Raw genomic sequence first — 25,026 nt, forward strand, 5'->3', positions numbered from 1 at the left:
CCGCATCTGCTCGTTCCCTGGCCTGCTCGCACCCTGCGACCGAAGCAGCCTCGGCCCGCGCGGGGCGCAGAGCTTATGGATCGCTCAGCCGACCGGCAGGGCCATGTGTCTCGCCTGGTCGGCGGCCTGGAGCGGGCCCGCGATGAGGCCGTGGACGCCCGCGGCGAGATCCCCGAGCCGTACCGAGCAGACGGCTTCGCTGTCCGCATCGAAGCCGCGGCCGGACACGGCCTCAAACTGGAATCCCTCGACAGCTCGGGCCTGTCGCTGATGAGCGTTCATCCAGGCACCGCACAGCGCCCCCAGGATGCGCTTGTCTGGGTCCCTTACGAGAAGGTCGGGGATTTTTCCCGCCGTATCAAGCAGTTCACCGAGGACACCGACAGCCACGCCCCCAAGCAGGCGCCTCTGGTCGCCAACATGGAGAAGGTCCAGCGCGCTCTCTTCCAGCATCTGTGGCAGGAAGACACCCCTCTGCCATCGCTGGAGGAGAACCGCTGGTGGGAGCTGTGGTTCGACCGGCAGATCGTTGAATCGGATCCCGTCGAGACGTTGCGGGAGCTGGCCTCGGAGCACCAATGGCCGGTGACTGAGGTGGCTTTGGCCGTCGGTGAGCGACTCGTCGCCCATGTGCACGCCTCCGGCGAGGACCTGCAGGCCCTCATGGGGACCAATGCCACCCCTGTGGAAATCCGCCGGCCCACCTTCGCCCGGGAACTGCACTCCGCAGACCGCTCCCTCCAGCACGACTTGGTGAACAACCTCGCCGAACGCATCGAGGCGGCCACGCCCGACGCGCCCGTGGTCTGTGTCCTGGACACAGGAGTGAACCAGGAGCACCCCCTCCTGAAGACGTCCCTGCACGGACGGGCCCACAGTGCTCTGCCACGGCACACCGCGGCAGACCGGCACGGACACGGCACTGAGATGGCGGGCATCGCGCTCTATGGAGATCTCGCCGGTCCGTTGGAGAGCTCGGATCCAGTCGTACTGACGCATGGGCTGGAGTCCGTAAAGATCCTGGACGGGGTGACAGATCATCCTGCGCACCCGCGTACCTACGCCGAGGTGACGGCGAACGCCGTGGCGAAGGCCGAGATCGAAGCCCTGAGTGCGGGCCCACCGCGGGCCCGCGTGTTCTCCATGGCGGTCACCGACCAGTCCCGGGACGGCAAGAACGGTGTCGACGGCACCCCGACCCTGTGGTCCGCCGCCCTCGACGCACTCGCCGCAGGAACGGACGTAGTGGCACACGACGACCGCATCGAGCTGCTCGGCGCTCCCGATCCGGACGCCTCACGGCTGATCGTGGTCAGTGCTGGCAACGTCCGGGACCTGGAACCACATCAGATTCGCACCCCGCAGGGCCGCCTGGATCACCTGACGATGTGCGACCTCTCGCGGATCGAGGAACCCGCACAGGCCCACAACATCCTCACCGTCGGAGCCTTCACCGAGCTCACTGGTGTACCCGAGGACCCGTCCTTCGCGGGCTTCTGGCCACTGGCAGCATCCGGTCAGCTATCGCCCTTCAGCAGAACATCGGTCGCCCTGACAGGAACGCCCGTGGTCAAGCCCGACATCGTCATGGAGGGCGGCAACCTTCTGGTCGACCCCGGCGAGACCTTGCTAGACCAGCACGCCGTGGTCAGCGTGACCACGACTGGCAAGGACGCCTCCCGACTGGTCTCCTCCGCGAACGCGACCAGCTCCGCCACCGCCCAGGCCGCCCATCTCGCTGCTCTGGCCCACGCCGCTTACCCCAGCCTGTCTCCTGAAGCCGTACGAGGACTGCTGGTGCACGAGGCCCGCTGGACCCCCGCGATGATGGGCAACGGTCTGTACACGAAGACCGGGCGACCCAGGCTGGGCAAGAAGAAGCTCATGGAGCAGGTCATCCGCCGCTACGGCTGGGGTGTGCCGAACGCGGAACGGGTGTTGTCGAGCGCCGCCAACGCCGTCACCCTCATCGTGCAGAGCCAACTGGTGCCGTTCCAGAGAGCCAGCGGTGGCGGCGTGCGCCTGGCCGAATTGCACTTTCACGAACTGCCCTGGCCGCTGGAGCAGTTGCGGGAGCTGGGCGCCGTCACCGTCGCGCTCCGGGTGACACTGTCGTACTTCGTCGAGCCGAACCCGGGACGCCTCGGGATGCGGGGCAGATACAGCTACGCCTCCCACCGGCTCCGCTTCGCGATCAGGGCGCCCGGCGAGTCGGTGGACGGATTCGAGCGGCGCATCACTGCGCAGGCCGAGGCCGAAAGCGACGCCCCTGCCCACGCCAAGGCCTTCGAAGGGGACGAGAACTGGCTGGTCGGGCCCCAGAACCGTAATCAGGGATCGCTTCACACCGATGTCTGGCACGGCTCGGCGGCGGAACTGGCCGACTGCGGCGTCCTGGCCGTCCATCCCTCCGGCGGCTGGTGGAAGAACCACAACCGCACCGACCGAGTTGGCCGCCCGGTGCGGTACGCGCTCCTGGTGTCGCTGGAGACCCCGAAAGTCGAGACCGACCTGTACACGCCGATCGCCAACCAACTCGACATCCCGATCCTCGGCGCACCGGCAGTACGCAACGAGACTGGCACGAGCCTTCCAATACAGACGGAGATCGGCTGGTAGGCGGCCCATGCCAGCGGCTCCGAGAATTTCTCCCGCGAATGCTCACCCTCCCCATTTCCCGAGCAACGCTCGACACCGGATGGGATTCGAAGTCAGCTCGTATCCGAGGCCTCCGCCCTGAGGTCATGCAGGCTGATGATTTCACCGCAGATGATGTAGGTGTTCAGCGCGCACAGATTGGCCATCTCGAAAGCCACTGCCGCATGGACACCCTTGTTGGTCATCGTGTCCACGGCTACGAACCGGTCGTAGAGACCGGCGATCATGACGTCGGTCAGCTTGTTGGTCGACTTGCTTTCGATCGTTTGCTTGGTGAACTCGAACAGGCGGTTTCGGTGGTGGGCGTCATCGAGGCTGTGGCCCGAGGCTGACGGCTGGTCCCGTGGTGGGAGCACATGGTCGACGACTGCCTTGAGGATGCGACGGCACGTTGTGATGGCCTGCGACAATTCTTCCGCCACGGGCTGGGTAGGGGAGGCCTCGGCCGCTTCCTGCAACCGCCGGTAGACGGCGTTGAACTGCTGGAGCAGTTCCGTCGCTCCGTCGGCCAGGAGGGTATCCACCTTGGCTCGGTACCTGCCGAAGATGGACTCGTTGATGCTGGTGTAACCGAAGCGACGCTCCCAGGAGCACAGCAGCGCAAAGGTCAGATGCCGTGTCCGCTCCATGATCCGCTTCGTACGGCTCCGGGTCCTCAGTGCATCCTTGTAGTCCAGTCGTTCTCCGCTCTGCCTCAGCTCTTCAAACTCTTCTTCCCAGAACTGCAGCTCTGTCAGTGAGTGGGAGTCGATGCGGTCCGTGACATTGCCCGAGTCATCTCTGATCGTGCGGTCGATGATGTACTGCCGCATGGCCTCTTCATGAGGGCCTTCGAGGGAACTCCATGCCGAGGGGTCCGCCATGAGCATGCGAGATGTCTCAGCGTTTGTCTGGCGATCACCGGTCAGAGGCTTGAGCTCCATGGCAAGGCGCATCGCGTACTTGGTGTCGCCCGCAAGGTTGGCGATGCGTACAGCACGCCGGACGGAGACCTCCAGAGGCCGTTCATCGAACTCGTCCAGCGCCGTGCGGACGAGACTGAGAATGTAATCGCTTGATGCCACAGCAGAACTCTAGACAACGGCACGCCACGTACACACCGCGTTAGTCATGGCCTGGAGACGCGACTGCGCGGACTGGCCTGATTGCACAACTACATCGACGGCGGCGCAGTTACCTACCGCGGCCGCGAAGCCTGCGCGGCAAGCGCCTGGTCCTGGACGAGCGGCAGCAGCCCCGCGGGATGTCACGGTCTCGGTGTTGTTGAACGAGGCGGCTCCCAGCCAGACCCCGGGGAGGTTATGACGGGTCCTCCAAGGCCTGGCTGAATGCCCATCCTGGGTCAGGCGAGCGTGTTGTTGACAGCGGTGAAGAGTTGCTCGAAACGACTCAAGGTCGTCTCGGAAAGCCCAGGTAGCAAAGTGTCCCGCTTACGCAGGAGAGCGTCGGCCGGTCGACCATGTTCGGTGAACGGGGCCCCGGTCGCGCGGGTAAGGCGCGCGATGATGCGATCGGTGCCGTTGAGGTCACCAACCTTGAGCTTGGTACCGAAGGCAGCGTTGTACAGCTTGAGGTAGTCGCCCGGGGAGAACAGATCTTCGATGTCGCTGTCCTTGACGCCGTCGCAGAAGGCGTCCGTGAGCAAGAGCCGTTTGGGGGACAGCAGGCCTTTGTTGGTCAGGGTCTTGAGCTTGGCGACTCCGGCCGGTGTGCTGTCGATGAGGACCGTCGCCTGGAGGTTGGTGCCGATGAGAGCGACGAAGGCAGGGATGTTCGTGGCGCCGCCGGCGGGCAAGATACGCCAGCGTTCATCGAGGTGCGTACGGCCAGCCTCTTTGAGGAAGTCGCTGACCAGAGTGAGGTACGTGTAGTCACTGGTTCCTTCAACCAGGAGGTTGTCGGGGCCCACGAAAAGGTTCTGGGCGATGTCGTAGCCGAGAGCGGCCTGGAGCGGGAAGAGCGAGTCGTCGGTGACGGCGAGGACTTCCTGAGTAACAACAGCCCCGGTGTCCGGCCCGCGGTCTTCGACAATGCGTACGCGATCGAGCCGAGCCGTTTCGACCATGAACGGTGAGTGGGTCGTGTAGATGACCTGGGCGTTGGGGGCGAGGCGCTCGTTGATGAAACGCAGGAAGTCTGCCTGAGCGCGGCCGTGCAGGCTCAGGCCGGGTTCGTCCAGCAGGACGACCACGCCGTGCGGGTAGGTCTCGAACTGGGAGAAGGCAGCAAGGAAACTGAAGAACCATTGGAATCCAGTCGAGCGGGCGGAGAAGTTGTTGGTGAACCCGTGTCGCCGGTCCTTGACGCGGATGTCGAGATGGCTGGCGACGGCATGCTGCCCGTTCGGGTGCTGGACTGTGGTCTTGTCCAGGTCGATCTCGACCGACAAATCCGGGTTCTGCTTCCAGTACTCGAAGACCTGTCGCGTGAGGTCGTTGCTTACCGCTTCGAGCTCGGCTTTGCGTTCCTCGAAATCTTCCGCCGACATCGCTCCGGCAGTCGTGCTGGCGAGTTCCAAAAGTGCCCGGGCGGTCTGCATCTCTGAGGCGCCAGGCTCTTCTTGGCCATTGAGTTCCGTCAGGGCGATCCGACCGGGAAGGTTCTGGTAGTCGCTGAAGTAGAAGAACTTCGGCTCGCGGCCGCGCAGGATGCGTACGGCCCGCTGCCAGGCACTCGCACTGTCGCCCAGCCGCTGGCGCGCCGCCCTGGTGAAGAGATCGACGTCCGCCGCGGTGTAGTCCGAGTCTTCCGCGGCGGCCAGGCCGTCGGCTTGCTCGAGGGCAGCGGCCAGGCTCCGCGTTCCGAGGACGCTACGCAATGCCGGGGACACTTCTTCGTCGGCGTACAGGTTGTCCAGAGCCACGGCTTCGTCGACCTGCAGGATGACCGTGTGGGTTCCCTCGTAAGGAATGGATCGTGAGTACGAGCGCCCCTTGATCACACCGGGGCCAAGCACGTCGGTGACAGCTTTCAGGTCTTCATCGTCAAGGGTGAACGTGCAGGTGATCGGCTTGGCGTTCTTGATCTCTCCTGAGCGAGTGTCGGGGACCTTCCTCCATCGCGGATAGTCCTGCCCCAAGGTGAAGGAGTCCTGCGGATACACAGGGTGGAAGCGATAGATCGCCGACAGCAGTGCCGTCTTTCCGCTCTCGTTCTTGCCGACCAGTGCGGTGACATCCGGCGCGATATCGACATTGCCGCTGTCAACGATGTTACGAAAGAGGCGACTTCGCACCTGAGTGAGCTGCATGCAACCAGTCTGCCCCTACCTGCCCGCCCACTTCGAGCCATTTGCCATATTCGCGATCAACCACACCGTTCCGCTCTACTTGTCGAGCTCAAGGCCAAGATCCGCCGATGCGGCCGAGAACTCTGCGCGCATCATCCCCCGACCCGCCAGCGAGGGCCTGCTCACCTGTCCCGGACCGCCGGGGCCCGGCCCGCCTCTCCGTCACCGTGCGCATACCGGATTCACATCACTCACACCAGTGCTTTCTACTCGGTTCCGGACAATCACCTAAAGTGGCGCTTTGGCCAAGTTACGCCGTAGCTGAAGCATGAACTGCCGCCCATCCTGGGCCTTACGAAGGATTGCCGGGCCCGGCGTCTCGCACCCGGGATCCGAATCGGCCAGATTCGAGCGCTTGATAATTACTCATTCCGGTATATGGCAAATACTTTCGATTGCCGATATCCACGCCGACATCCACCCTGATGTGTCGAATATGCCACCGACCCCTGCGCACCTCACTGGGCAGGGGAACGACCATGGGGGACGCGTTGGACATCATGCAGGTCGCGAGTGTGGGAGCTGCCGCTCTCGTCACCGAGATGGTCAGGAGCACCTGGGACTCGGTGCGGGGTGCGGTGGCCCGAATCCTTCGTCGCGACGGTGAGCAGGGCGCCGGGCAGGTACTGCGACTGATCGACACGGCACGGCAGCAGCTCGTCGACAGCCCTGAAAGTGAACGCGGAGCGGTGGAGGAGCGGCTGCGCGGTGACCTGTTGATCCAGTTGGCGGCCTTCCTCCAGCGGCATCCGGACGCGGCGCAAGATCTTCAGGAGCTGGCTGCCAAGGTTCAAGAGGCCGATGAGGGTTCAGGCGCGCGGACGAGCGTGCACCACAACACCAACAGCCAGGTCGTCATCGCCGGCGGTGCCATCAACGCCTCGGGCGGCTTCCACTACGGGACGCCGGAGGGAGGCCGGTGAGCGAGGAGAGCGCTCCCGACGCCGTTCCGCCCCTGCCTCCCGCTCCACCGGTCCCCATACCTACGCCCGAACTGCGGGTGGACGTCGGCAACAACCACAACTCGAAGATCATCGTGGCCGCCGGCTCCGTCACCATGACGAGCAAGCCGCAGCTGCCGGTGACCGGGATTCCACAGGCGGAGCTCGACGTCGTACGCCTTGCGTGGGTGGGACTGAGTTCGCGGGACGAGGAGGTGCGGACGGCGGGAGAGGCCATCGATCGTCTGACTGGCGGTGGGCCCCGGCTGGCCGTCGTCGTCGGACCGGCCGGCTACGGCAAACGCACCGCCGGGATCAAGGCCCTGTGGGAGATCTCCCAGAAGGAACAGGCCGCTTCCGGCAGGCCGTTGGCCCTTCGGGAGATCCGGCCCGACTGGGAGAAGCCCCGCTCCCCGGACATCTCCGTGCTGCCCGACGAGCCGGGCACGGGATACCTGCTGGACGTGGCCGCGGAGATCAGTTCCTGGCGCAACGTGGGCAACTTCGCGGAGCAGCTGGTGAGTTACGCCGAGGAGCTGCTCTATGTGGGCTCGTACTTGGTCGTGATCGCCGACGAGCACGGGTGGCCCGAAGCCGCCTCCGGGACCCTGGCCCGGGGCGTCGTCCGCGCAACGACGAAGCCCTGCGCCCAACGAGTGGCACGGACGCACCTGGAGTACGTGCATCACCGGCCGGACCGGCTGCGCTGGCTGAACACGGCTTCCTCCGGGACAGGTCTGGTCGGCGAGGCCGCACATCTGCTGACCGATGACAGCCGTCCTGCGGATGGCGCGCGCCTGGCCGACAAGCTCGCCTCCGCCGTGAACTCCACAGAGGGGCTGAAGGCGGCGCTCAGCGCCTTCCAGGAATGGTGGTCCGACGTCCAGAAGGTCTTCGCCGAGACGGAGGACAAGCCGGAGGACCGCGCTCTGCTCGTCTCCACCTTGTTCCTGAACAACAAGGACGCGCTGACCATCCAGGACGGATCCAGGATGCTCCTGGACGAGCCGCGGGAGACCAGCGTTCGGACGATCCTGACCGGGCCCGATCTGACCACCCGGCTCAAGGCCCTGGGAGCGAAGGTCACTGGGCGGACCGTCACCCTCGACCACCAGCGCGGCTACGCTCGTGCCGTCCTGCTCCACCTTTGGCAGCAACGCGCCGACATCCACCCGCCGTTGCTGGCATGGCTCGACACCATCACGTCGCCCAAGGGGCCCGGGGCCGATCGACTCGCCCCCATCGGCGACCTACTGGTCGAGCTGGCCGTCGCGGAGAACGACATCCGCGTCATCAAGCAGATCCACGCCTGGATCGACAACGGCGACAGCAGCCCCGAGCACTTGCAGCTGATCGCTCGCGTCCTCACGGTCGCCGCCGAGGCGGACACCTTGGGCGCCGAGGTCCGTTCCCTGCTGCTGGACTCGGCGCAAGAGACCTCAGAAGCCGTGGCGACCGTTGTCGCTCTGGTCTGCCAGGGCGACTTCGCCGACCACTACCCGCGCCAGGCCCTCGTCCGCCTGCGGCACATCCTCGACCGGCCCGACTCCGACGGCGCCGTACTCGTGGCACAGCGGGCGCTGCGCGACATCGCCGCCCGCGAGGGCCAACTGCCCCGCGTGTGGAACACCGTGATCAAGTGGGCCACCGAGAAGAAGCACCTGGCCGGCCACCGGGCCTTCCTCTCACTACTGGACCCCCGCGTCGATCCGTACGTTCTGCAGGTCATGCTGGCGGCCGCGGAGCAGAAGGAGGACGTCAAAGAGGCGCTCGTCCAGGGCTGGAACGTGGCGCTGGCCGACGACCGGGTCGACGCGGAGTGCCGGGAGCTGTTGACCGCGTGGGCGCACTTCCGGCAGACGACGGAGGTGTCGCGCGAGCTTGTGACAGAAATCCTCAACGAGATCGTCGTACAGCACCTGTACTCCACGCCGATCTCGGCGCTCATCTTCGGCGAACCTGGCGTGGTCAACGACGAGGCCGTGATCGAGCTGCGCAAGGACCTCAGGCTGCCCGCAGCCTTGTCGGTAGCGCGCCTCAACTACGAGTCCACGCCTGTGGAGTCCTGATCCGTGGCCACCTCAGCCTGGTCGCGCCGCCGCATGCGCAGGGCAGTGCGGCACGGCCTGACCGACTTCGAGGTCAGGCTGCGCAGTTCGCGTCCTGGGATCGGCTTCGCCGCCCGCATCACGGCCACTATCCTCACCGAGCCGCCGTATCCGGCCGCGAGCGAAGAGCTCGCAGCGGCTGTGCGTGCTGTCCTCAGGAGGGCGGCGGCCGATGTCGCCGTAGCATGCGATCCGGCGGATCTCGCCACCGCGCGGGATGTCGTCGGGGAACACCTGCGAGCCAAGCGCTCGTTGTCCACAGATCCGGCCATCGAGTTCCGGGCCTCGCTCGCGCTCGATCTGCCGCCCGATGACCAGGCCGCCGTCAGCGCTCTGCTGTCCGCGCAGCGACAGCAGGCCGTGGCCGACATCCTGCGCCGACAGGCGGCCGAAGCAGTCGCCTCCGAACTCGCCGATCCGGTCGCCCTGTTGGTGCGATGGGTCGAGCGGGACGACGCCGACTGGTCCAAGCTCTCCACCGTTCTCAGCGACGCGAGCAAGGTGGCGGAGGCCTTCGCCCGGTTCCGGCCCGAGCACGAGCGGACGGTCGAGCATCAGACGCTTGAGGTACTGCGTGAATTCCTGGCCAGCTTCCCCGAGCCCAGTCAGAAACGCATGCTCTACACGCTGCTGGCCGCGGGCATGGAGAGCGCCCAACGCCCTCAACACGCCTTGAAGGCACAGGCGTTGCTGAACGGGCACGCGCCATCCGTCTTGGCGGGTGACGCGTGACCGGCGCTAGGGCTCCTCGTCCAGCCTACGGGACGACGAGATGCCTGTGACCACGCTTGTACTGCGGTGGCTGCTGTCGCCGCGGACCAGTTGGCATGCGTGGCGCCTGGTGCAGGCCAGCGACGGGGCCCTCTCCTTCGATGTCGCTTGGCGGCGTACACGTGTGGACCGGCACCCCGAGGAAAGGCCTTACCTGGAGTACGGTCACCGCTCACCCGGCGCCCCAGCGCCCCGCAGCTGCCTGCCTCCTCACACGGCCCGACCATCCGACGGCGAGCGGTGACTTCGGGACATGTCCGACACCAGTTCATGTCCGGGTCCGAACCGGACTCGAGCCTCTTCGTAGCTACACCAGGCACCTCGCGCCGAGACTGCCTGGTGTAGCCGCCGTCGGCCTAAGCGAGTCCGGTGAAGTTGGTTGCGTTGGGTAGGCGTCCTGCGGGGAGGACGTCATGCCGAGGAGCCTGCGCGTCGAGCTGAGCGACGATCAGCGCCGTGACCTGCACGCATTACTGGCCCGCCGTGATCTGACCGCCGATACCCGTCAGCGTGCCGGATGCATCCGCTTCTGCTCCGGTTCCGAACCGCGGGACTCCGTCGATCATGCAGCAGGGCGATGCGGCGCGAGTGCGCGCAGATCCTCAATGGCGGTGCAGAAGTCCTCTCCCGGACCGATCCAGTCGCGGTCCCACGGGTCACCGCCGGCGGCGTGCACCTGAGCCTGGAGGTCGGCCAGTTCGGCGGGCAGGTCCCGCAGTCGCATGACGATGCGCGTGCCGTTGCGCGGACCGGCCTTGGACCGTGACAGCAGATTCGCCATTTCGCGGTCCGGGACGACGACGTGGCAATACGGCACCGCGATCCCCAACGCGTCCACGTCGTACAGGGCGTTCATCGTCCAGGTCTTGGTCTGATTGCTGAAGAGCTCGGCTTTCAGGTCCACGGCGATGCGCACCGACGGCATCCGGTCGGCGAACGCAGTCATGCGGGGGCGGCCGGACCTCGGGCGGGCCTTGTCAAGTCCGATCTCCCGGTGAAGGTCGATGTGGTACTCGTCGAGTAGTTCCCGGAGCAGTTCGTAGTGCTCGTGGAGGAGTTCGCGTGCCTGAACTCGTACGCGCAGTTCATGCCGGCTGACCGGGTCGTCGGCCAGCATCTCGGCATACATCTCCTCCCACTCGAGTCTGCTCCGGGTGACTTTGCGCATGGCTTCGGGCCGGTATCCCAGCCGACGCAGGTTCTCGATCTCCTCGTCCCTCGGCCCCGCGAGCAGTTGGAACTCGGCGTACTGGTTGGCCTTGCGCAGCAGATCCCGCAGCTCCGGGACCGTGTCCATGTCGACCTTGCCGGAGGGGCCACGGAGGATCAGCGGGGCGCGTTCACCGACGAGCGCCCAGGCAGCCCCGATGCCGAGCACTCGCGGCGAGCGGGGCCGGAACGTAGGTCGGCCGAAGCTCACGTGCATGGCGTGCAGCATCTGATGCCTGAGCAGGACACGGCGTGAACGCATGGTGCGACAGTGCGAGATGGAGGCCATGACCCGGGCCACTTCCGCCCGCTGGCGCGGGTCGGTGATCTTGCCGACCTCCATGTAGTGGGTGGCCGAGAGCGGGAAGAGGACACCTGCCGCGGAGGCGTCTCGAACGGCTACGAGCAGGTTCGTGTCGGATGCCTCCTGCGGTGTTCCTTTCGCCGCGCGTGCCAGACGGATCCACACCCACAGATCGAGATAGACCGAGGGGGTGGCCATATGAAGGTTCGGTGAGTCGGCGGCCTCGGACATCGGCGTCTCCTCGTTCTCCGTGCCACGCGATGTGTGACGCGCGCGGTGGGCGAGACGGGCATCACCTGGTCCCGCTGACCGGCGTCGTGCTCGCAGGCGACCATGTTTCCAGCAGACCAGTGCGGGTGCCGCACATTTTCCCGGCGGCACATGAAGGTCACCGACATCTTCCCGCTCTGGTGGGCCTGTTGGGCATCCACACGCCACAACGCGCGAACCCACGTTGGATGCACACCCGTGACCGGCGGCAGCAGGATGCGGAGGGTCGCGCCCCGACCCCATCCGCTGGGTCATCGTGGGAACCGGCTCGATCGCGTGCAAGTTCGCCCACGGGCTGGGCCGATTGCCCGGACGTCTACCTCGTCGCCGTGGCCTCGCGCAGACCGGAAAAGGCTGAGGAGTTCGGCGACAAGTACGGGGTGCCCACCGGGCGCCGATACGTCTGCTTCGAGCAACTCGCCACCGTCGGCCTCGTGCACGTGGCCCCTCCCAACAGCGTCCGCCATGAGCACACCCTGCTGTTCCTGAGCGCGGGGTGCTGTGCGAGAAGCCGTTCGCGCTGGCGCCGTAACCCGCCGAGATGGTGACCATCGTACGGGAGCGCGGGCAGTTCCTCATGGAGGGGAAGTAGAGCCGCGTCGTCACCCGTGAGGGCGGCCGGCGCTGCAAGCTCCGCCCCTCCCAGTGCGCGATGGTGGCACTGGTGTACCTGCGCGAACACACCACCCTCGTGAATATCGCTGCTGGGTTCGGGACCAGCGAGTCCACCGCCCACGCCTACACCAGCCAGGTCATGACTTGCTCGCCGAACGCGCGCCGGGCTTGCTGGAAGTCCTGCGCGAGGCCGACGCGGACTTTGCCCTGCTGCGGCAACCAGTGCTAGCCCGCGCGGTGCGCGGATCACCGAGACTCACGGCCCCCACGGGCAGGGCATCCTCGCTGAGCGCCGCCACTCAGGGACCTCGGGTAATCCAGTCGGCGAGGTGGGGCGCTTCCGCGCCGATGGTGGTGGCCTGTCCGTGCCCGGTGCGCGCTTCCGTGGCCGGTGGCAGCACAAGGAGGCGGTCCCGGATCGAGCGGATGATGGTCGGGAAGTCCGAGTACGACCGACCGGTCGCTCCTGGACCCCCCGCAAACAGCGTGTCGCCCGTGAAGACGGTGTTGAGCGAGGGCAGGTACAGGCAGATGGCCCCGGGCGTGTGCCCAGGGGTGTGCAGCACCCGCAGTTCCGTGCCCGCGACGGGGATGCGTTGGTTGTCGGAGAGGTAACCGCCGGGGTTGTGGTCGGGGTGGGTGTGCTTCCACAGCAGCCGGTCGTCCAGGTGGACGAGGACGGGGGCGCCGGCTAGTGGTCAACCCCTGAGGGGATGACCCCGCTAGTCTGTATACACAGATGTGTGCGGCAGGATCGACGAGGAGTTCCGTGGCTCGGGCAACCGGTAAGAGCGAGGCGGTCTACGAGCGGCTGAAGAGTGACATCGAATCGCTGCGGCTGCGGCCGGGGGCCAAGCTGAGCGAGGTCCAGCTGGGCGAGGAACTGAGTGCCTCGCGGACGCCGGTGCGGGAGGCGATCCGGAGACTGGCCCGGGAAGGGCTGGTCGATTTCGTGCCGGGCGAGGTGGCCCGGGTGGCCGCGATCTCGCTGGGTGGGGTGCGGGCCCTGTTCGAGTTCCGGATGCTGCTGGAGCCTCGTGCGGCCGCATCGGTCGCGACGGCGGGGGCGGCCGATGGGCGCGTGCTGGTGCCGTTCCGTGAACTGCTGGAGCGGCTGGAGGAGTTCGACGAGTCCTTCCGTGCGCTGGACGCCGCCGCGCAGACGCGGTCCTACCAGGATTTCTACGAGGTGACCGAGGGCTTCGACCAGGCCGTCATCGCCGCCTGCCGCAATCCCTATCTCGCCCGCACGATCGGTGACCTGCGCAGCGAGACCGTACGGCTGAGGCATCTCTCGCACAGCGGCCAGCGCCGCATGCTCACGTCGCTGGAGGAGCACCGCGCGATGCTGAAGGCGATCGTGCAGGGCGACGCACAGGCGGCGGAAGCGGCCGCCCGGCACCATCTCGCGCAGACCCTCCAGGCGCTCATCGACAGCCTGACCGGCCAGGATTTCGCGCTCGGCACCAACGTCCACCTGGATGTCGACCGCCAGTAGCCCCCCTGCGCGTCTCGATCCGGCGGTCAACCGTGCTGGTGGCTTCCGCATGAGCCATCCTGTATACAGGACTGGATACATCATTCCTCGTTACGAGGGGCCGTCTCATGCCGCAAACCGTCGGCGCCGCCGACCTGCTCCGATTCGCCGCCGCCGCCACCGAAGCCCACGGCGTTCCGCCCGCGGACGCCCGGCTGCTCGCGGACACCTTGATGACCGCCGAGCTGTGGGGCCATCCGTCCCACGGGATGCTGCGCCTGCCCTGGTACCTCGGTCGTCTCGCAAGTGGCGCGACCACCGCCGTCGCCGCTCCCGAGGTCGTGACCGACAGCGGCGCCGTCGTGGTCGTGGACGGGTGTCACGGTCTCGGCCAGGTGCTCACCGACCGTGCGGTGACCTGGGGTGTGGAGCGCGCCCGCCGGCACGGGATCAGCGCGGTCGGGGTCCGCAACTCCGGTCACTTCGGAACGGCCGCGTACTTCACCCGCAAGGCCGCCGAGCGGGGCTGTGTGGCACTGCTGGCCACCAACGCCAGTCCGGCAATGGCCCCTTGGGGCGGTCGGGAGAAGCGCATCGGCACCAACCCGTGGTCGATCGCCGCCCCGGGCGGCCGCTACGGCACCGTCGTGATGGACATCGCCAACACCGCCGTCGCGCGGGGCAAGATCTACCACGCCAAGGAACGCGGCGAGCCCATCCCCGACGGCTGGGCAGCCGACGCGGACGGCGTGCCCACCACCGACCCGCGCCGCGCCATCGAGGGCCTGATCCTGCCGATGGCCGGACACAAGGGCTACGCCATCTCCTTCATGTTCGACGTGCTGGCAGGCGTGCTCACCGGCAGTGCCTTCGGCTCGGCGGTCGTCGGTCCCTACCGCCCCAGCGGCCGCAGCGGCGTCGGCCACCTGCTGATCTGCATCGACATCGCGGCGATGGCCGACCCGGCCGAGTTCGAACAGCGGATGGAGAACCTGATCGAGGAGACCAAGTCCACCCCCGCCGCCCCGGGCACGGCCGAGATCTTCGTCCCCGGCGAGCCGGAGGCCCGCACCGCCGAGCGCCTGCGCAGCGAGGGCATCACCCTCGCCGACGACACCTGGTTCTCCCTCGGCCGCATCGCCGAAGCCACCGCCGTACCCCTGCCCCGTCCCGTCACTCCGCAGGAGCTGTCCGCATGATCGCGCTGACCGTGTCCCTCCAGGTCGTCCCCGGCTGCCGTGACGCCTTCCTCGAGGCCATCGAGGCGAACGCCGAGCGCTCCTTCACCGACGAGCCCGGCTGCCGCTACTTCGACGTCGTGTGCGACCTGGCCGACGACCACCACTTCGTCTTCCACGAGATCTACGACGACGAGGCCGCCGTCGAGGCACACCGAGCCGCACCCCACTTCCAGGTCTGGCGGGAGGCCGCGGCGAAGTACATCGTCCCCGGCAGCCAGGTCAACACGCTCTCCCGTCGCCTGTTCCACCACTCCTGACCTCTCGATCGGAGCCGCCGCATGTGCGCCAAGCCCACCCCGCCGAACCTGCTCATCCATCCCGACGAGGTCGAACGCTTCGACCGTGGTGGCGGAGTGGCCACCGTCCCCTACGTCGGCAAGTGGAACTCACAGAAAGCCGTCATCACCACCGGCCAGACCGTGTTCCAGCCCGGCACCGGTCTGCCCCTGCACAGCCACAACGTCGAGGAGTCGGTCCTGATCCTCGAAGGTGAGGCGACCGCGGAGATCGACGGAGAGTTCTTCGATCTGGAGGCCGGCCAGGCGACCTGGGTGCCCGCCGGGATCCCGCACCGGTTCTTCAACCGCGGCGAGGGCGTCATGCGGATCTACTGGGTCTACGGCGGCCGGGACGTCACCCGCACCATCACCGCCACCGGCGAGACCTTCGAGCACCTCTCCCAGCACGACAAGGGAGGAGCCCCCACCTCATGAGCGCCACCATCCGCACCACCAACCCCGCCACAGGACAACCGCTCGCCGAGTACGAAGCCTGGGACACCGTAAGGATCGAGGCGGCTGTAGAGCGTGCTCATGCCGCCGCCCGCGCCTGGGCCCGCGTCCCCGCTTCCGAACGGGCCACCCGCGTCGGTCACTTGGCCCACGTCCTTGCTGAACACAAGGAAGCCCTGGCCCATCTGGCCGTCACCGAGATGGGCAAGCCGGTCGGCGAGGCAGAGGGCGAAGTGAGCAAGTCCGCACTGACCGCCGAGTACTACGCCGAGCACGGCCCGGGAATCCTCGCCGACGAACGCGTGGACATCGACGGAGCCGAAGCCTGGGTCGCCCACGAGCCGATCGGTCTGGTCCTGGCCGTCATGCCGTGGAACTTCCCCATCTGGCAGGTCATGCGCTTCGCCGTCCCATCCCTGGTCGCGGGCAACGGAATCCTGCTCAAGCACGCCTCCAACGTCACCGGCAGCGCGCTCGCCCTGCAGGACCTCTTCGTCGAGGCCGGTTTCCCCGAGCATCTGGTGACCACACTGGTGATCGCCGACGGCGCCGTGCCGGAGGTCACCTCCCGGCTCATCGAGGACGACCGCGTCGCCGCCGTCACCCTGACCGGGAGCAACCGGGCAGGCGCGGCCGTCGGCTCGGCGGCAGGGCGCGCGGCGAAGAAGTCCGTACTGGAACTGGGCGGTTCGGATGCCTTCGTGGTCCTGGACGACGCCGACGTCGAAGCGGCCGCAGCGGCCGCGGTGAAGGCGCGTTTCACCAACTCTGGTCAGAGTTGCGTGTGCGCGAAGCGGTTCATCATCGCCGCCTCCGTTGTGGACGCCTTCACCGCCGCGTTCGTGGCGGGCGTCGAAGCCCTGCGGGTCGGCGACCCGCGCGAACGGGACACCCAGGTCGGCCCGCTCGCCCGCAATGACCTGCGGGCGGCGATCCAGCGGCAGGTCGAGAAGTCCGTCGCCGCCGGCGCCCGCCTGCTGACCGGAGGCAAAGCGCTCCCCCGAGACGGCTACTTCTACCAGCCCACCGTCCTGGCGGACACCGGCCCGGGCATAGCCGCCTTCGACGAGGAGACCTTCGGCCCGCTCGCCGCGATCACCGTCGCCCGGGACGACGAGGACGCCGTACGTCTCGCGAACGCCACTGCGTACGGACTCGGCCTGAGTATCTGGACATCCAACCCCGGCCGGGGCGTCGCCCTCGCCCACAGGATCACCAGCGGGGCGGCCTTCGTCAACGCGATCGTCGCCTCAGACCCGCGCCTGCCCTTCGGCGGTACCAAACGCAGCGGCTACGGCCGCGAACTGGCTGCCGCCGGCATCCGCGAGTTCACCAACACGCGCACCTACTGGGTCACCGCCTGAGTCGATCGAGGACGTCGCGCCCACCGCAGTCCTGCTATTCTCCGCCATCACGTTCTTCGGCATCATGATCGACGTCGGTCGCCTCGACTCGCTCGTCAGAGCCATCCTGCGGATGGTGGGCCGACGGCGACGGCTCGACAACGCTCATCATTGTCACCTCCGCCCTCCTGCCGGTCTACCTCCGTCTCGACATGAGCCCCGTCGTCCTGACCTGTGTGACCGCCACCGCCAACGGCGTACTCAACACCGTGCTGTTGGGCGGCTCCACCGCTCGTGAGGCAGCGGCCCTGAAGGTCTCACCGATCGACATCCTTGTGCCGATGATCCCAGCGATCGCCGCTGGGACCATCGCCATCTTGGTCTTCGCCTATCTCCTCGGCCGCAGCCAACGCACTCGCCTGGGCGCAGTAGTGGAGCTCCGCGAGGTCGTCCCCTTCAGTACTCACGCAAGGTTTCCCGCGGCGCGAAGCAATGGCATGAGTCGCGCTAGCCTCGATCTCGTGTGAGGGCCATCAACTTGCTGACGGCCTTTCGGGTTGTTCGGGGCGGACATTTCTGCACGGGGCAGGCTGGTGGCGCGTCTGTCGCGTCGGATGGGCACAGGTTTCCACTGCTTAAGGCCGTGGAGCTGCTCACCAGGATGTGGCCGTTCAGCCGGGACTTGGCAGTGCTGCCGAGCTGTTGCAGAGCCTTGGTGATCAGGCCTGCCCATGGCCAGTGCCTGGCAAAGTGGCGGATGCGGCGCAGGCCGGTGGCTTGGGCAGCGTGGATACGGTCCTCGGCCCTCGCGCGTGGCGGTGGCACAGCTCCAGCGTCGGCAGCTGCCCCAACGCGAGCACGTCGGCATCGATGTGGTCGGCGGCCCTCTGCCTCCGTTGCCGCGGGCGTTGAGGTTTCGTTGCTGCGCGGAGTTCGGCGCGGGCATGACGGATCTCCGGGTTGTGGTGCGGAAACCCCCACCACAACCCGGAGACCGTTACCGGAACTGCTTCGTCAGCTCACGAAGAACTGGCTGAACTTCGCGGTGCCGGGTGCTCCGGTGTGAGCGTTGAAGAACACGCCCGCGTCCTCGGTGCTGTTGGCACCGGTCAGCGTCGCCGTACCCACCGTGGTCCAGCTGGTCCCGTTGGCGGAGTAGGAGCCGGTGACCGAGTCGCCGCTCCTGACCAGGCGGAGCCAGACCGGGGCGACGGTGCCGGTGCCGGTCTTCGTGGTGGCGGCGTCGAGATAGCTGTCACTGTTGGAGTCCCACGACATGGCGACGCCCTTGCTCGGCGTGGCGGCGAGGACGAGGTATCCCGTGGAGGAGCCGGTGCCGGTGATGTCGTTGCGCAGCATCAGGCCGGCCTTGCCCCAGATATTGGTGTTGTCCTGGCTGTCGACATGGACGGTGACGGTCGACGACGTTCCCGCCACGCCGGACTGGTAGGCCGCGGAGTAGTCGTCGTCGTGTTGCGTGCTCGAGGCCCAGGTGTCGATACCCGCGTTGGTCAGGGAGGTCACTCCCTGGCTCTGGCCCACCGCGGCCGGGATGGAGCCGTAGGCCTTGAACGGGGAGGTGACGATCCGCAGGTTGCTGAAGGTCGCACTGCCGACGGTGGTGCTGTGGGCGCTGTGGATGACACCGGCGTCCTGAGTGGCGGCCATGGACGGCAGGGTGACCGCCGAGCCGATCTGGGTGAAGGCGGATCCGTCGGTGGAATAGAAGGCGGACACCTGGGTGGCCGTGCGGGTGAGCCGCACCCGCACCGGCGCCTTGACCGTCGAGGACGTGCACGACATCTGGTCCAGGTAGCCGTCCGCGGTGGAGTCCCACTGGAAGCACACGCCGTGGCTCGGGGTCGCCGTGGCGACCGCGTATCCCGGAGAGGAGCCGTTGCCGGTGAGGCTGTTGCGCAGGACGACGCCCGCCTTGGCCCAGCCGTTGGTGTTGTCGACGTTGTCGACCCGCGCGGTCACCGAGGTGCCGGCTACAGCGGAGTTCGCCAGGTAGGCGGTGCCGTAGGCGTCGTCGTGCTGGCCGCCGGCACCCCAGATGTCGGCTCCCGCATCGGTGACGGTGAAGCGACCGCCGCTCTGGCCGGTCAGGGCGGGAGTGGAGGAATAGCCGCTGTAAGGGGCCGTGACAGGGTCCGTGGTCAAGGGCCGGTACTGGGGCTGGATGCCCGCGTTGTCCATGACCGTGCGGGCGCCGGAGGGCCAGTTGCCGTCGGAGACGACCACCGTGCCGCTCACCACATCACCGCGTTGTCCGTTGAAGACGTTGGTCGAGGACGTGGTCGACCAGTTGTCCTGGAAGGTGAGGGCACCGGTGTTGTTGGTGGAGGAGCCGTTCTGCTGGGACCACCGGCCCACGTTGCGGAAGACGTTGTTGGTGTCCGTGAAGTTCCTGGATCCCTCGTCGTGGTAGAAGCCGTAGTAGTTGTTGTTGGTGTGGCAGTAGTTGCGTTCGAAGGTGCTGCCGGGTGACGCCGAGAGGGTGTACATGCAGCCGCCGTCGTTCATCTGCTGCATGACGTCATGGAGGTAGTTGTCGGTGATGTGGTTGTTCGCGGCGGTGGTGGGGGTCGTGTAGACGGGCTGGTAGTCGTACAGACCGCGGTTCACGTAGTCCTGGCTGCCGCCCGGGTCGTTGGTGCCCCAGCCGTAACCGATGGTCAGCCCCGAGTAGGGCAGGTTGTACACCTCGTTGTGCGAGATGGTCGCGCCGTTGACGTAGGTGGCCAGGATGGCCGACATGTCCCGGTAGTCGAGCGCCACGTCGTGAATGACGTTGTTGCTCAGGGTGATGTTCTTGTTGGTCATCCGGCTGTCACTGGGGTGATGCGCGTCCGCCTGGAGCCCGCCGACGACGATGCCTCCGCCCGCGTCCTGGGTGAAGACGTTGCCGGTGGCGGTGACGGTGTCGGCACCGAGGCCGACCCCGCTGGCGTGGGCGTTGGCGTCCTGGCCGATGCCGAGGCCCACCTGCCCGAGCTGGGTGAACCGGTTGCCGGTGAAGGTGATGTGGTCGGCGGCCGAGACCTGGACGGCGGCCGGCATCTGGTCCCAGTGGGGGCGGGTCGCTTCGAAGAGCGGACAGCCGCCCTGGCAGGAGGTCAGCGCGTCCGACGGACGGTCCCACGTACCTTTGAGGTACGCGCCGGTCTGCTGGCTGGCGTAGCCGTCACTGCTGGGGCCCAGCCAGCTGGTGCCCGAGAACTGGAGCCCCGAGAACGTGATGTGCGTGGCGGGAGAGGCATAGCTTCCCCCGACGTCGATGAGCGACTGCAGCTTCGGCACCTCGACGTCCGCGGTGCTCATGCTCTGTCCCGCGAGCGGCTTGTAGTACAGGGTGCCGGAGCTCGTGTCGAGGTACCACTCGCCGGCCGTGTCGAGGAGTTCGTAGGCGTTCTCGATGTAGAGCGATGCCGACCGGAAGGGCTTGGTCAGGGTGTCGTAGCCGAAGGTGTTGTCGTCCCAGGCCGGCTGATCCATGGTGATGGTGCCGTTGCTGATGCCGGACACCGGGGAATAGCGGTCGGTGAAGGATCCGATGCCGTGGATCTCCGCACGACCGGGATTCGCAAGGCTGTTGAGGTAGTTCAGCGCGGTGTTGGTGAAGGTGTAGCCGCTGGTGGTCGCGGTCAGGTCGGCGCGGCTGATCGAGGAGCGGGCCCTGGTCGCCAGGACGCCGTCGACGTACAGCTGCCGGGTGTCGAACCCGGTGCCGACGTCGGCCTGCCAGATGTTCTTCGCCGAGTCGTGCAGCGTCCAGCCCGTGGCCCGCTGCGCGCCGGTGATGACCGGACGGGCGCCCAGCGCGGCCTTCCAGATCACCGAGTAACCGCCGGTGCCGGAGTCCGCCGAGGTGAAGGTGAGGGGGGCCGTCAGCCGGTACGTGCCGTCAGCGACCTCCACGACGATGTCGCCCGTCATGGAGTTGTTCATGGCCCGGACGTTGGTCTGGGCCTGGGTGAGGGAGCACGGCTGGCTGGTCGAGCAGGCGGTGCCGGTGCCGTTGGGGGACACATGGAGCGTCGCGGCCGTGGCGGCGGACGCGGGCACCGCCTGCGCGACGACGGCCCCGGCAGAGGCGGTGAGGAGCGCGAGTGCGGCCAGACATGGTCTGAGCCGGTCACTCAGTGTGCGACGGGAGCGGGTTGGGCGCATCTGAGACCTTCCGGTGGTGCAAGAGGGCACGCGCAGGGCTGCGTCATCCCCCTCAGGAGGACACAGCCCTGCGGTGATTGCGGAGGTGATACGGCGACGTAACGTTAGTCGTCATACGTATGCTGTCAATATGTGCCGCAGAAATAGATCTGCAGCACAAAAGAAACCCGCCCCCGGCCTGACGGCTCGGGGGCGGGTTCCGGGGCACGCAAAGGTGCGGGGTGCGTTCAGCCGGTGCCACCGGAGTGCGGGACACGGCGGCGGCTCCAGGCCGCTTCGATGTGGGCCGTCATGGCCTGCGCTGCACCCACGGGGTCGCGGGCCAGGAGCCGCTCGACGATCCGGCTGTGCTCGGCGTTCGCCTGTTCGCACGCGCGGCCGTCGGGAGTGCCGGTGTACAGGAACGTACTGCGGGCCTGGGTGTGCACGGTCCGGATGATGGAACGGCCCAGCCTGTTCCGGGACGCCTGCATGATCCGGTCATGGAAGAGCACATCGCTCTCGACGAACCGGGCGGGAGTGGCGATTTCGTCTTCGAGGCGGTCGAGCAGCCCTTCCACCTCCCGGAGATCGTCATCGGTGGCGAGTTCGGCGGCCTGGGCCGCCATCTGCGCCTCAAGGACCGAACGCACGCCGACAAGGTGGTCCAGCACGACGAGTTCGTCGTCGTGCTGGACGGTGGCCGCCAGCACGACGGGATCCAGGAGATTCCACTCCTCGGACTGGGTGACCGTGGTGCCGGAACCCTGCCGGGCCCGAACCAACCCCTTGGCCTCCAGCGACTTGACCGCCTCACGGATCGTGATGCGGCTGACGCCGAACGTCTCGCACAGTTCGGGTTCGACCGGCAAGGTGGAGCCCGACGGGATGGCACCCGAGACGATGCTGTCGGTAAGGGACTCCACCACCGCGTGGGCCAGCCGCGCAGGTCGCTTGGGCCAGGGCTTCAGGGCCGCCGGATCCTCGACGCCGTTTCGACCGCTCTTCGCCATGGGGCCCCCTCGCCGGTGTGGACGATCGCAGAGTCTACTGCTCCGAACACCTTGACAGCATTCGTATGACGACTTACGTTACACGAAAATTTCGCAGCAGCAGCTGCCATTGCAAGGGGTAACGACCGTGCGCATTGCCGACGTGGAGAGCTATCCGGTCCGGGTTCCGGGCGCCAGTCCGCCGTTCGTCTGGCGTGACGGGTTGCAGGGCAGCCCGCCGGACGGCGAGGCTGCCGTGCTGCGCATCTGCACCGACGAAGGAGTCGAGGGCATCGCCATGGCCCCCCGTCGGGGCAGCGCCGTCATCCTGGCGGACCTGCTGGACCGCTTCCTGCGCAAGGAGCTCGTGGGCCAGGACCCGCTGCAGCGGGAATGGCTGTGGCACCGCATATGGGAGCTGGACCGCACTGAGGAGCTGCCCCTGTATCTGCTCGGCCTCGTCGACACCGCACTGTGGGACCTGGCCGGCCGGCTCGCGGACCGGCCCACCTGGCAGGTGCTGGGCGGTTTCCGCACCTCGATCCCCGCCTACGCCTCGACCGTCACCTACTCCTCGGTGGAGGAGTACCTGGACATCGCCGACCAGGCCCTGGAACTCGGATACCCCGCCATCAAGCTTCACGCCTGGGGCGACGCACGCCGCGACGCCCGGCTGTCGGTGGCCCTACGGGAACACGTGGGGGACGCGATTCCCCTGATGTTCGACGGGTCCGCAGGATTCGACCTCCCCGACGCGATCTACCTCGGGCACGCCTTGTCCGACGCGGATTACCTCTGGTACGAGGAGCCGATCCGGGAGTTCAGCATCACCGCGTACAAGCGCCTCGCCGACGCGGTTGCGGTGCCCCTGCTGGTGGCCGAGACCTCCGACGGGGCCCACATGAACTCGGCCGACTTCATCCAGGCCGGCGCCGCCACCTTCGGCGTCCGAGCCTCCACCCAACTGCGTGGCGGCTTCACCGGCGCCATGCGCACCGCCCACCTCGCCGACGCCTACCGGCTGCGCGCCGAGGTGCACGGACCGGAGATCCCCAACCGGCACCTGTGCATGGCCATCTCGAACACCACCTACTACGAGTCCCTGGTCATGGGCAATCCCATCAGCCGCGAGAGCGGCATCGACGCCCAAGGACTCGTCCACGCCCCCACCGGGCCCGGCGTGGCGCTGCCCGCCGGCCTGGACTACCCTCCCGTCCTCCAGCGGTTTGTCGACAAGGAAACTTTCGCGCCGCCGAAGGCCTGATCAGCCCGCCCCTCTCCCACGATCACGCCGTACCCGACCCTCCACGCCTTCGGTACCTGATCCCTCCACGCCTCCCCTCTCCGGTGCTTGCGCCGACATCCCGCGGATCTCCGCAGAACCCAGACATGAGGTCAGTCATGAACAGCGACGTTCCCGTCACCTCCCGCCGTCAGGTCAGACGCGTTGCCGGAGCGGCCCTGGGCGCCGTCTCCCTTCTCGCGCTCGCCGCCTGCGGCAGCGCGGACCCCACATCCGCCGGGGCGTCCTCCTCCCCTGCGGTCTTCAAGCCGGTGAAGCAGGAGGCGGGCAGCCCGATCACGGTCTGGGCGGACGCCGCCCGAGTCCCCGGCGTGCAGGCCTATCAGAAGGCCCACCCGGACGTGAAGATCAAGATCGTCACGTACAGCGGGGACGCCAACGGCGCCAACGACCTGCAGACCAAGGTCCGGCTGTTCGACCGCAGCGGCAGCGGCTGGCCGGACGTCGCCTTCAGCGCCAACGTCAACGACGGCAGCTGGACCACCCAGGGCAAGACCCCCTTCGCCGCACCCGTCGACAAGGGCCTGATCCCGCAGTCCACCCTGGACGGCTTCGCAGACGGCGCGCTGAACCCCTGCAAGGCCAACGGCGCCACCTACTGCCTGCGCAACGACCTCGCCCAGAACGTGCTCTGGTACAACAAGAAGCTCCTGGACAAGTTCGGCTACTCCGTCCCGACCACCTGGGAGGAGTACGAGGCCCTCGGCAAGAAGGTCGCCAAGGAGCACCCCGGTTACCTGGTCGGAACCGCCGGGGACGCCTGGAGCCCCGAGGTGTACTTCTAGGCCAGCCAGTGCCCCGCCAGCACCGTGACCAACGCCAACAAGGTCAAGGTCGACCTACAGGACGCCAAGTGCACCCGGATGGCGAAGCTGCTCGACGGGCTGATCGCCAAGGGCTCGGTGTCCAAGGACACCGTCTTCAGCGCCGGCTTCATCAAGAAGGAGGCGAGCAAGGTCCTTCTGCTCCCCGGCCCCTCCTGGTACGGGCAGGTGCTCTTCAACTCCACCTTCAAGATCCCCAAGGGGCAGATCGCCGCCGCGTCGCCGCTGAAGTTCCAGGGCGACGCCAAGAACTACACCGGCAATGTCGGCGGCGGGCTGTGGTTCGTCTCCTCCCACAGCAAGAACCTCAAGGCGTCCGCCGACCTGGTCACCTGGATGACGACCTCCAACGAGTACCAGGCCACCGCGGGCACCTACCCCGCGTACAAGGAGGCAGCCGTCGCCTGGCTCGCCGGCCAGAAGAAGACCGGCTACTTCGCCCAGGACGTCAGCCCGGTCTTCCAGGAGGCGGCGGAACTCATCTGGCCCGGCTGGTCCGCCACCCAGTACAGCCAGGAAGCGATCTACTCCTCCACCGTGGTCCCGGCCCTGAACTCGGGCAAGACCCTCACCGACACCCTGGGCACCTGGCAGACGGCCATCACCGACAAGGCCAAGTCCCTCGGATACACCGTCAACTAGCGAAGCGGACCGATGACCACCCACCTCGCAACGGAGCGGAGCGGCCGCCGCGGCGGCCGCGCGGGCCCCCCCCCCCCGGAGGGGGGAGCACACCGCTGTAAAACAGTCAACCAAAAAAAAAAAACGTGTTGGGGGGGGGGGGTGTTTTTTGTGGGG

General features: G+C 67.2%; 17 protein-coding genes and 3 pseudogenes. 14 read left to right on the top strand and 6 right to left on the bottom strand.

All coding sequences use genetic code 11. The annotated features are described in order from the left end of the window. Nucleotides 1-75: 75 nt before the first annotated feature. On the top strand, nucleotides 76-2,619 hold the full coding sequence (locus ABT300_RS16695) for a S8 family peptidase (protein WP_351675908.1): 2,544 nt from the start codon (nucleotides 76-78) through the stop codon (nucleotides 2,617-2,619). A gap of 92 nt (nucleotides 2,620-2,711) precedes the next feature. Here ABT300_RS16695 and ABT300_RS16700 read toward each other — a convergent pair whose 3' ends face one another. Further along, entirely contained in the window at nucleotides 2,712-3,722 is a 1,011-nt protein-coding gene (locus ABT300_RS16700) for a hypothetical protein (RefSeq protein ID WP_133928807.1), read from the bottom strand. Nucleotides 3,723-4,000: 278 nt separating this feature from the next. After that, nucleotides 4,001-5,908, bottom strand: coding sequence for an AAA family ATPase (locus ABT300_RS16705; protein WP_351675911.1), 1,908 nt, complete (start codon nucleotides 5,906-5,908; stop codon nucleotides 4,001-4,003). Between the two features lie 518 nt (nucleotides 5,909-6,426). On the opposite strand from ABT300_RS16705, the gene ABT300_RS16710 reads away from it, so the two are divergent. The 3 genes from ABT300_RS16710 to ABT300_RS16720 are packed head-to-tail and all read left to right on the top strand — an operon-like array spanning nucleotide 6,427 to nucleotide 9,728. Further along, a complete protein-coding gene (locus ABT300_RS16710; RefSeq protein WP_351675913.1) occupies nucleotides 6,427-6,870 on the top strand; it encodes a hypothetical protein in 444 nt (147 codons plus the stop codon). After that, nucleotides 6,867-8,957 (top strand): hypothetical protein, encoded by a 2,091-nt coding sequence (locus tag ABT300_RS16715; protein ID WP_351675915.1) that lies wholly within the window; start codon nucleotides 6,867-6,869, stop codon nucleotides 8,955-8,957. The genes ABT300_RS16710 and ABT300_RS16715 overlap by 4 nt, the downstream gene beginning before the upstream one ends. A gap of 3 nt (nucleotides 8,958-8,960) precedes the next feature. Further along, the gene (locus tag ABT300_RS16720; protein WP_351675917.1) at nucleotides 8,961-9,728 is read left to right on the top strand and encodes a hypothetical protein; all 768 of its coding nucleotides are present in this window, start codon (nucleotides 8,961-8,963) and stop codon (nucleotides 9,726-9,728) included. A gap of 601 nt (nucleotides 9,729-10,329) precedes the next feature. Here the strand turns inward: ABT300_RS16720 and ABT300_RS16725 are convergent. After that, on the bottom strand, nucleotides 10,330-11,511 hold the full coding sequence (locus ABT300_RS16725) for a hypothetical protein (RefSeq protein ID WP_351675919.1): 1,182 nt from the start codon (nucleotides 11,509-11,511) through the stop codon (nucleotides 10,330-10,332). Between the two features lie 368 nt (nucleotides 11,512-11,879). Here ABT300_RS16725 and ABT300_RS16730 point away from each other — a divergent pair, with 368 nt between their 5' ends. Next, nucleotides 11,880-12,098: a hypothetical protein gene (locus ABT300_RS16730; protein WP_351675921.1), complete on the top strand. Its 219-nt coding sequence runs from the start codon at nucleotides 11,880-11,882 to the stop codon at nucleotides 12,096-12,098. A 50-nt stretch (nucleotides 12,099-12,148) separates the two neighbouring features. Beyond that, nucleotides 12,149-12,378, top strand: a pseudogene (locus tag ABT300_RS16735) (helix-turn-helix domain-containing protein); the annotation flags it as partial. 86 nt (nucleotides 12,379-12,464) lie between these two features. Here the strand turns inward: ABT300_RS16735 and ABT300_RS16740 are convergent. Beyond that, a pseudogene (locus ABT300_RS16740) lies at nucleotides 12,465-12,854 on the bottom strand (MBL fold metallo-hydrolase); the annotation flags it as partial. An 80-nt stretch (nucleotides 12,855-12,934) separates the two neighbouring features. Here ABT300_RS16740 and ABT300_RS16745 point away from each other — a divergent pair. From ABT300_RS16745 to ABT300_RS16770, 6 genes are all read left to right on the top strand, one after another. After that, nucleotides 12,935-13,663, top strand: a complete 729-nt coding sequence (locus ABT300_RS16745; RefSeq protein WP_133928815.1) for a GntR family transcriptional regulator — start codon at nucleotides 12,935-12,937, stop codon at nucleotides 13,661-13,663. Nucleotides 13,664-13,770: 107 nt separating this feature from the next. Further along, entirely contained in the window at nucleotides 13,771-14,841 is a 1,071-nt protein-coding gene (locus ABT300_RS16750) for an Ldh family oxidoreductase (RefSeq protein ID WP_351675923.1), read from the top strand. Next, nucleotides 14,838-15,140 (top strand): putative quinol monooxygenase, encoded by a 303-nt coding sequence (locus tag ABT300_RS16755; protein WP_351675925.1) that lies wholly within the window; start codon nucleotides 14,838-14,840, stop codon nucleotides 15,138-15,140. Before ABT300_RS16750 ends, ABT300_RS16755 begins: the two co-directional genes overlap by 4 nt. 21 nt (nucleotides 15,141-15,161) lie before the next feature. Beyond that, nucleotides 15,162-15,596: a cupin domain-containing protein gene (locus ABT300_RS16760; protein ID WP_351675927.1), complete on the top strand. Its 435-nt coding sequence runs from the start codon at nucleotides 15,162-15,164 to the stop codon at nucleotides 15,594-15,596. After that, complete coding sequence (locus ABT300_RS16765) at nucleotides 15,593-16,978, top strand: aldehyde dehydrogenase family protein (RefSeq protein WP_351675930.1); 1,386 nt, start codon at nucleotides 15,593-15,595, stop codon at nucleotides 16,976-16,978. The genes ABT300_RS16760 and ABT300_RS16765 overlap by 4 nt, the downstream gene beginning before the upstream one ends. 191 nt (nucleotides 16,979-17,169) lie before the next feature. Next, on the top strand, nucleotides 17,170-17,484 hold the full coding sequence (locus ABT300_RS16770; protein WP_351675933.1) for a hypothetical protein: 315 nt from the start codon (nucleotides 17,170-17,172) through the stop codon (nucleotides 17,482-17,484). Between the two features lie 487 nt (nucleotides 17,485-17,971). Here the strand turns inward: ABT300_RS16770 and ABT300_RS16775 are convergent, their stop codons facing one another. After that, nucleotides 17,972-21,130, bottom strand: a complete 3,159-nt coding sequence (locus ABT300_RS16775) for a DUF1349 domain-containing protein (RefSeq protein WP_351675936.1) — start codon at nucleotides 21,128-21,130, stop codon at nucleotides 17,972-17,974. Nucleotides 21,131-21,357: 227 nt separating this feature from the next. Continuing rightward, nucleotides 21,358-22,122 (bottom strand): FadR/GntR family transcriptional regulator, encoded by a 765-nt coding sequence (locus ABT300_RS16780; protein ID WP_123761361.1) that lies wholly within the window; start codon nucleotides 22,120-22,122, stop codon nucleotides 21,358-21,360. A 127-nt stretch (nucleotides 22,123-22,249) separates the two neighbouring features. On the opposite strand from ABT300_RS16780, the gene ABT300_RS16785 reads away from it, so the two are divergent. After that, the gene (locus tag ABT300_RS16785) at nucleotides 22,250-23,365 is read left to right on the top strand and encodes an enolase C-terminal domain-like protein (RefSeq protein WP_351675940.1); all 1,116 of its coding nucleotides are present in this window, start codon (nucleotides 22,250-22,252) and stop codon (nucleotides 23,363-23,365) included. A gap of 137 nt (nucleotides 23,366-23,502) precedes the next feature. Next, nucleotides 23,503-24,870 (top strand): annotated as a pseudogene (locus tag ABT300_RS44510) (ABC transporter substrate-binding protein). Nucleotides 24,871-25,026 lie beyond the last annotated feature (156 nt).

It is taken from the genome of Streptomyces sp. NPDC001027, from assembly GCF_040299045.1.
In the GTDB taxonomy this organism is placed as follows: Bacteria; Actinomycetota; Actinomycetes; order Streptomycetales; family Streptomycetaceae; genus Streptomyces.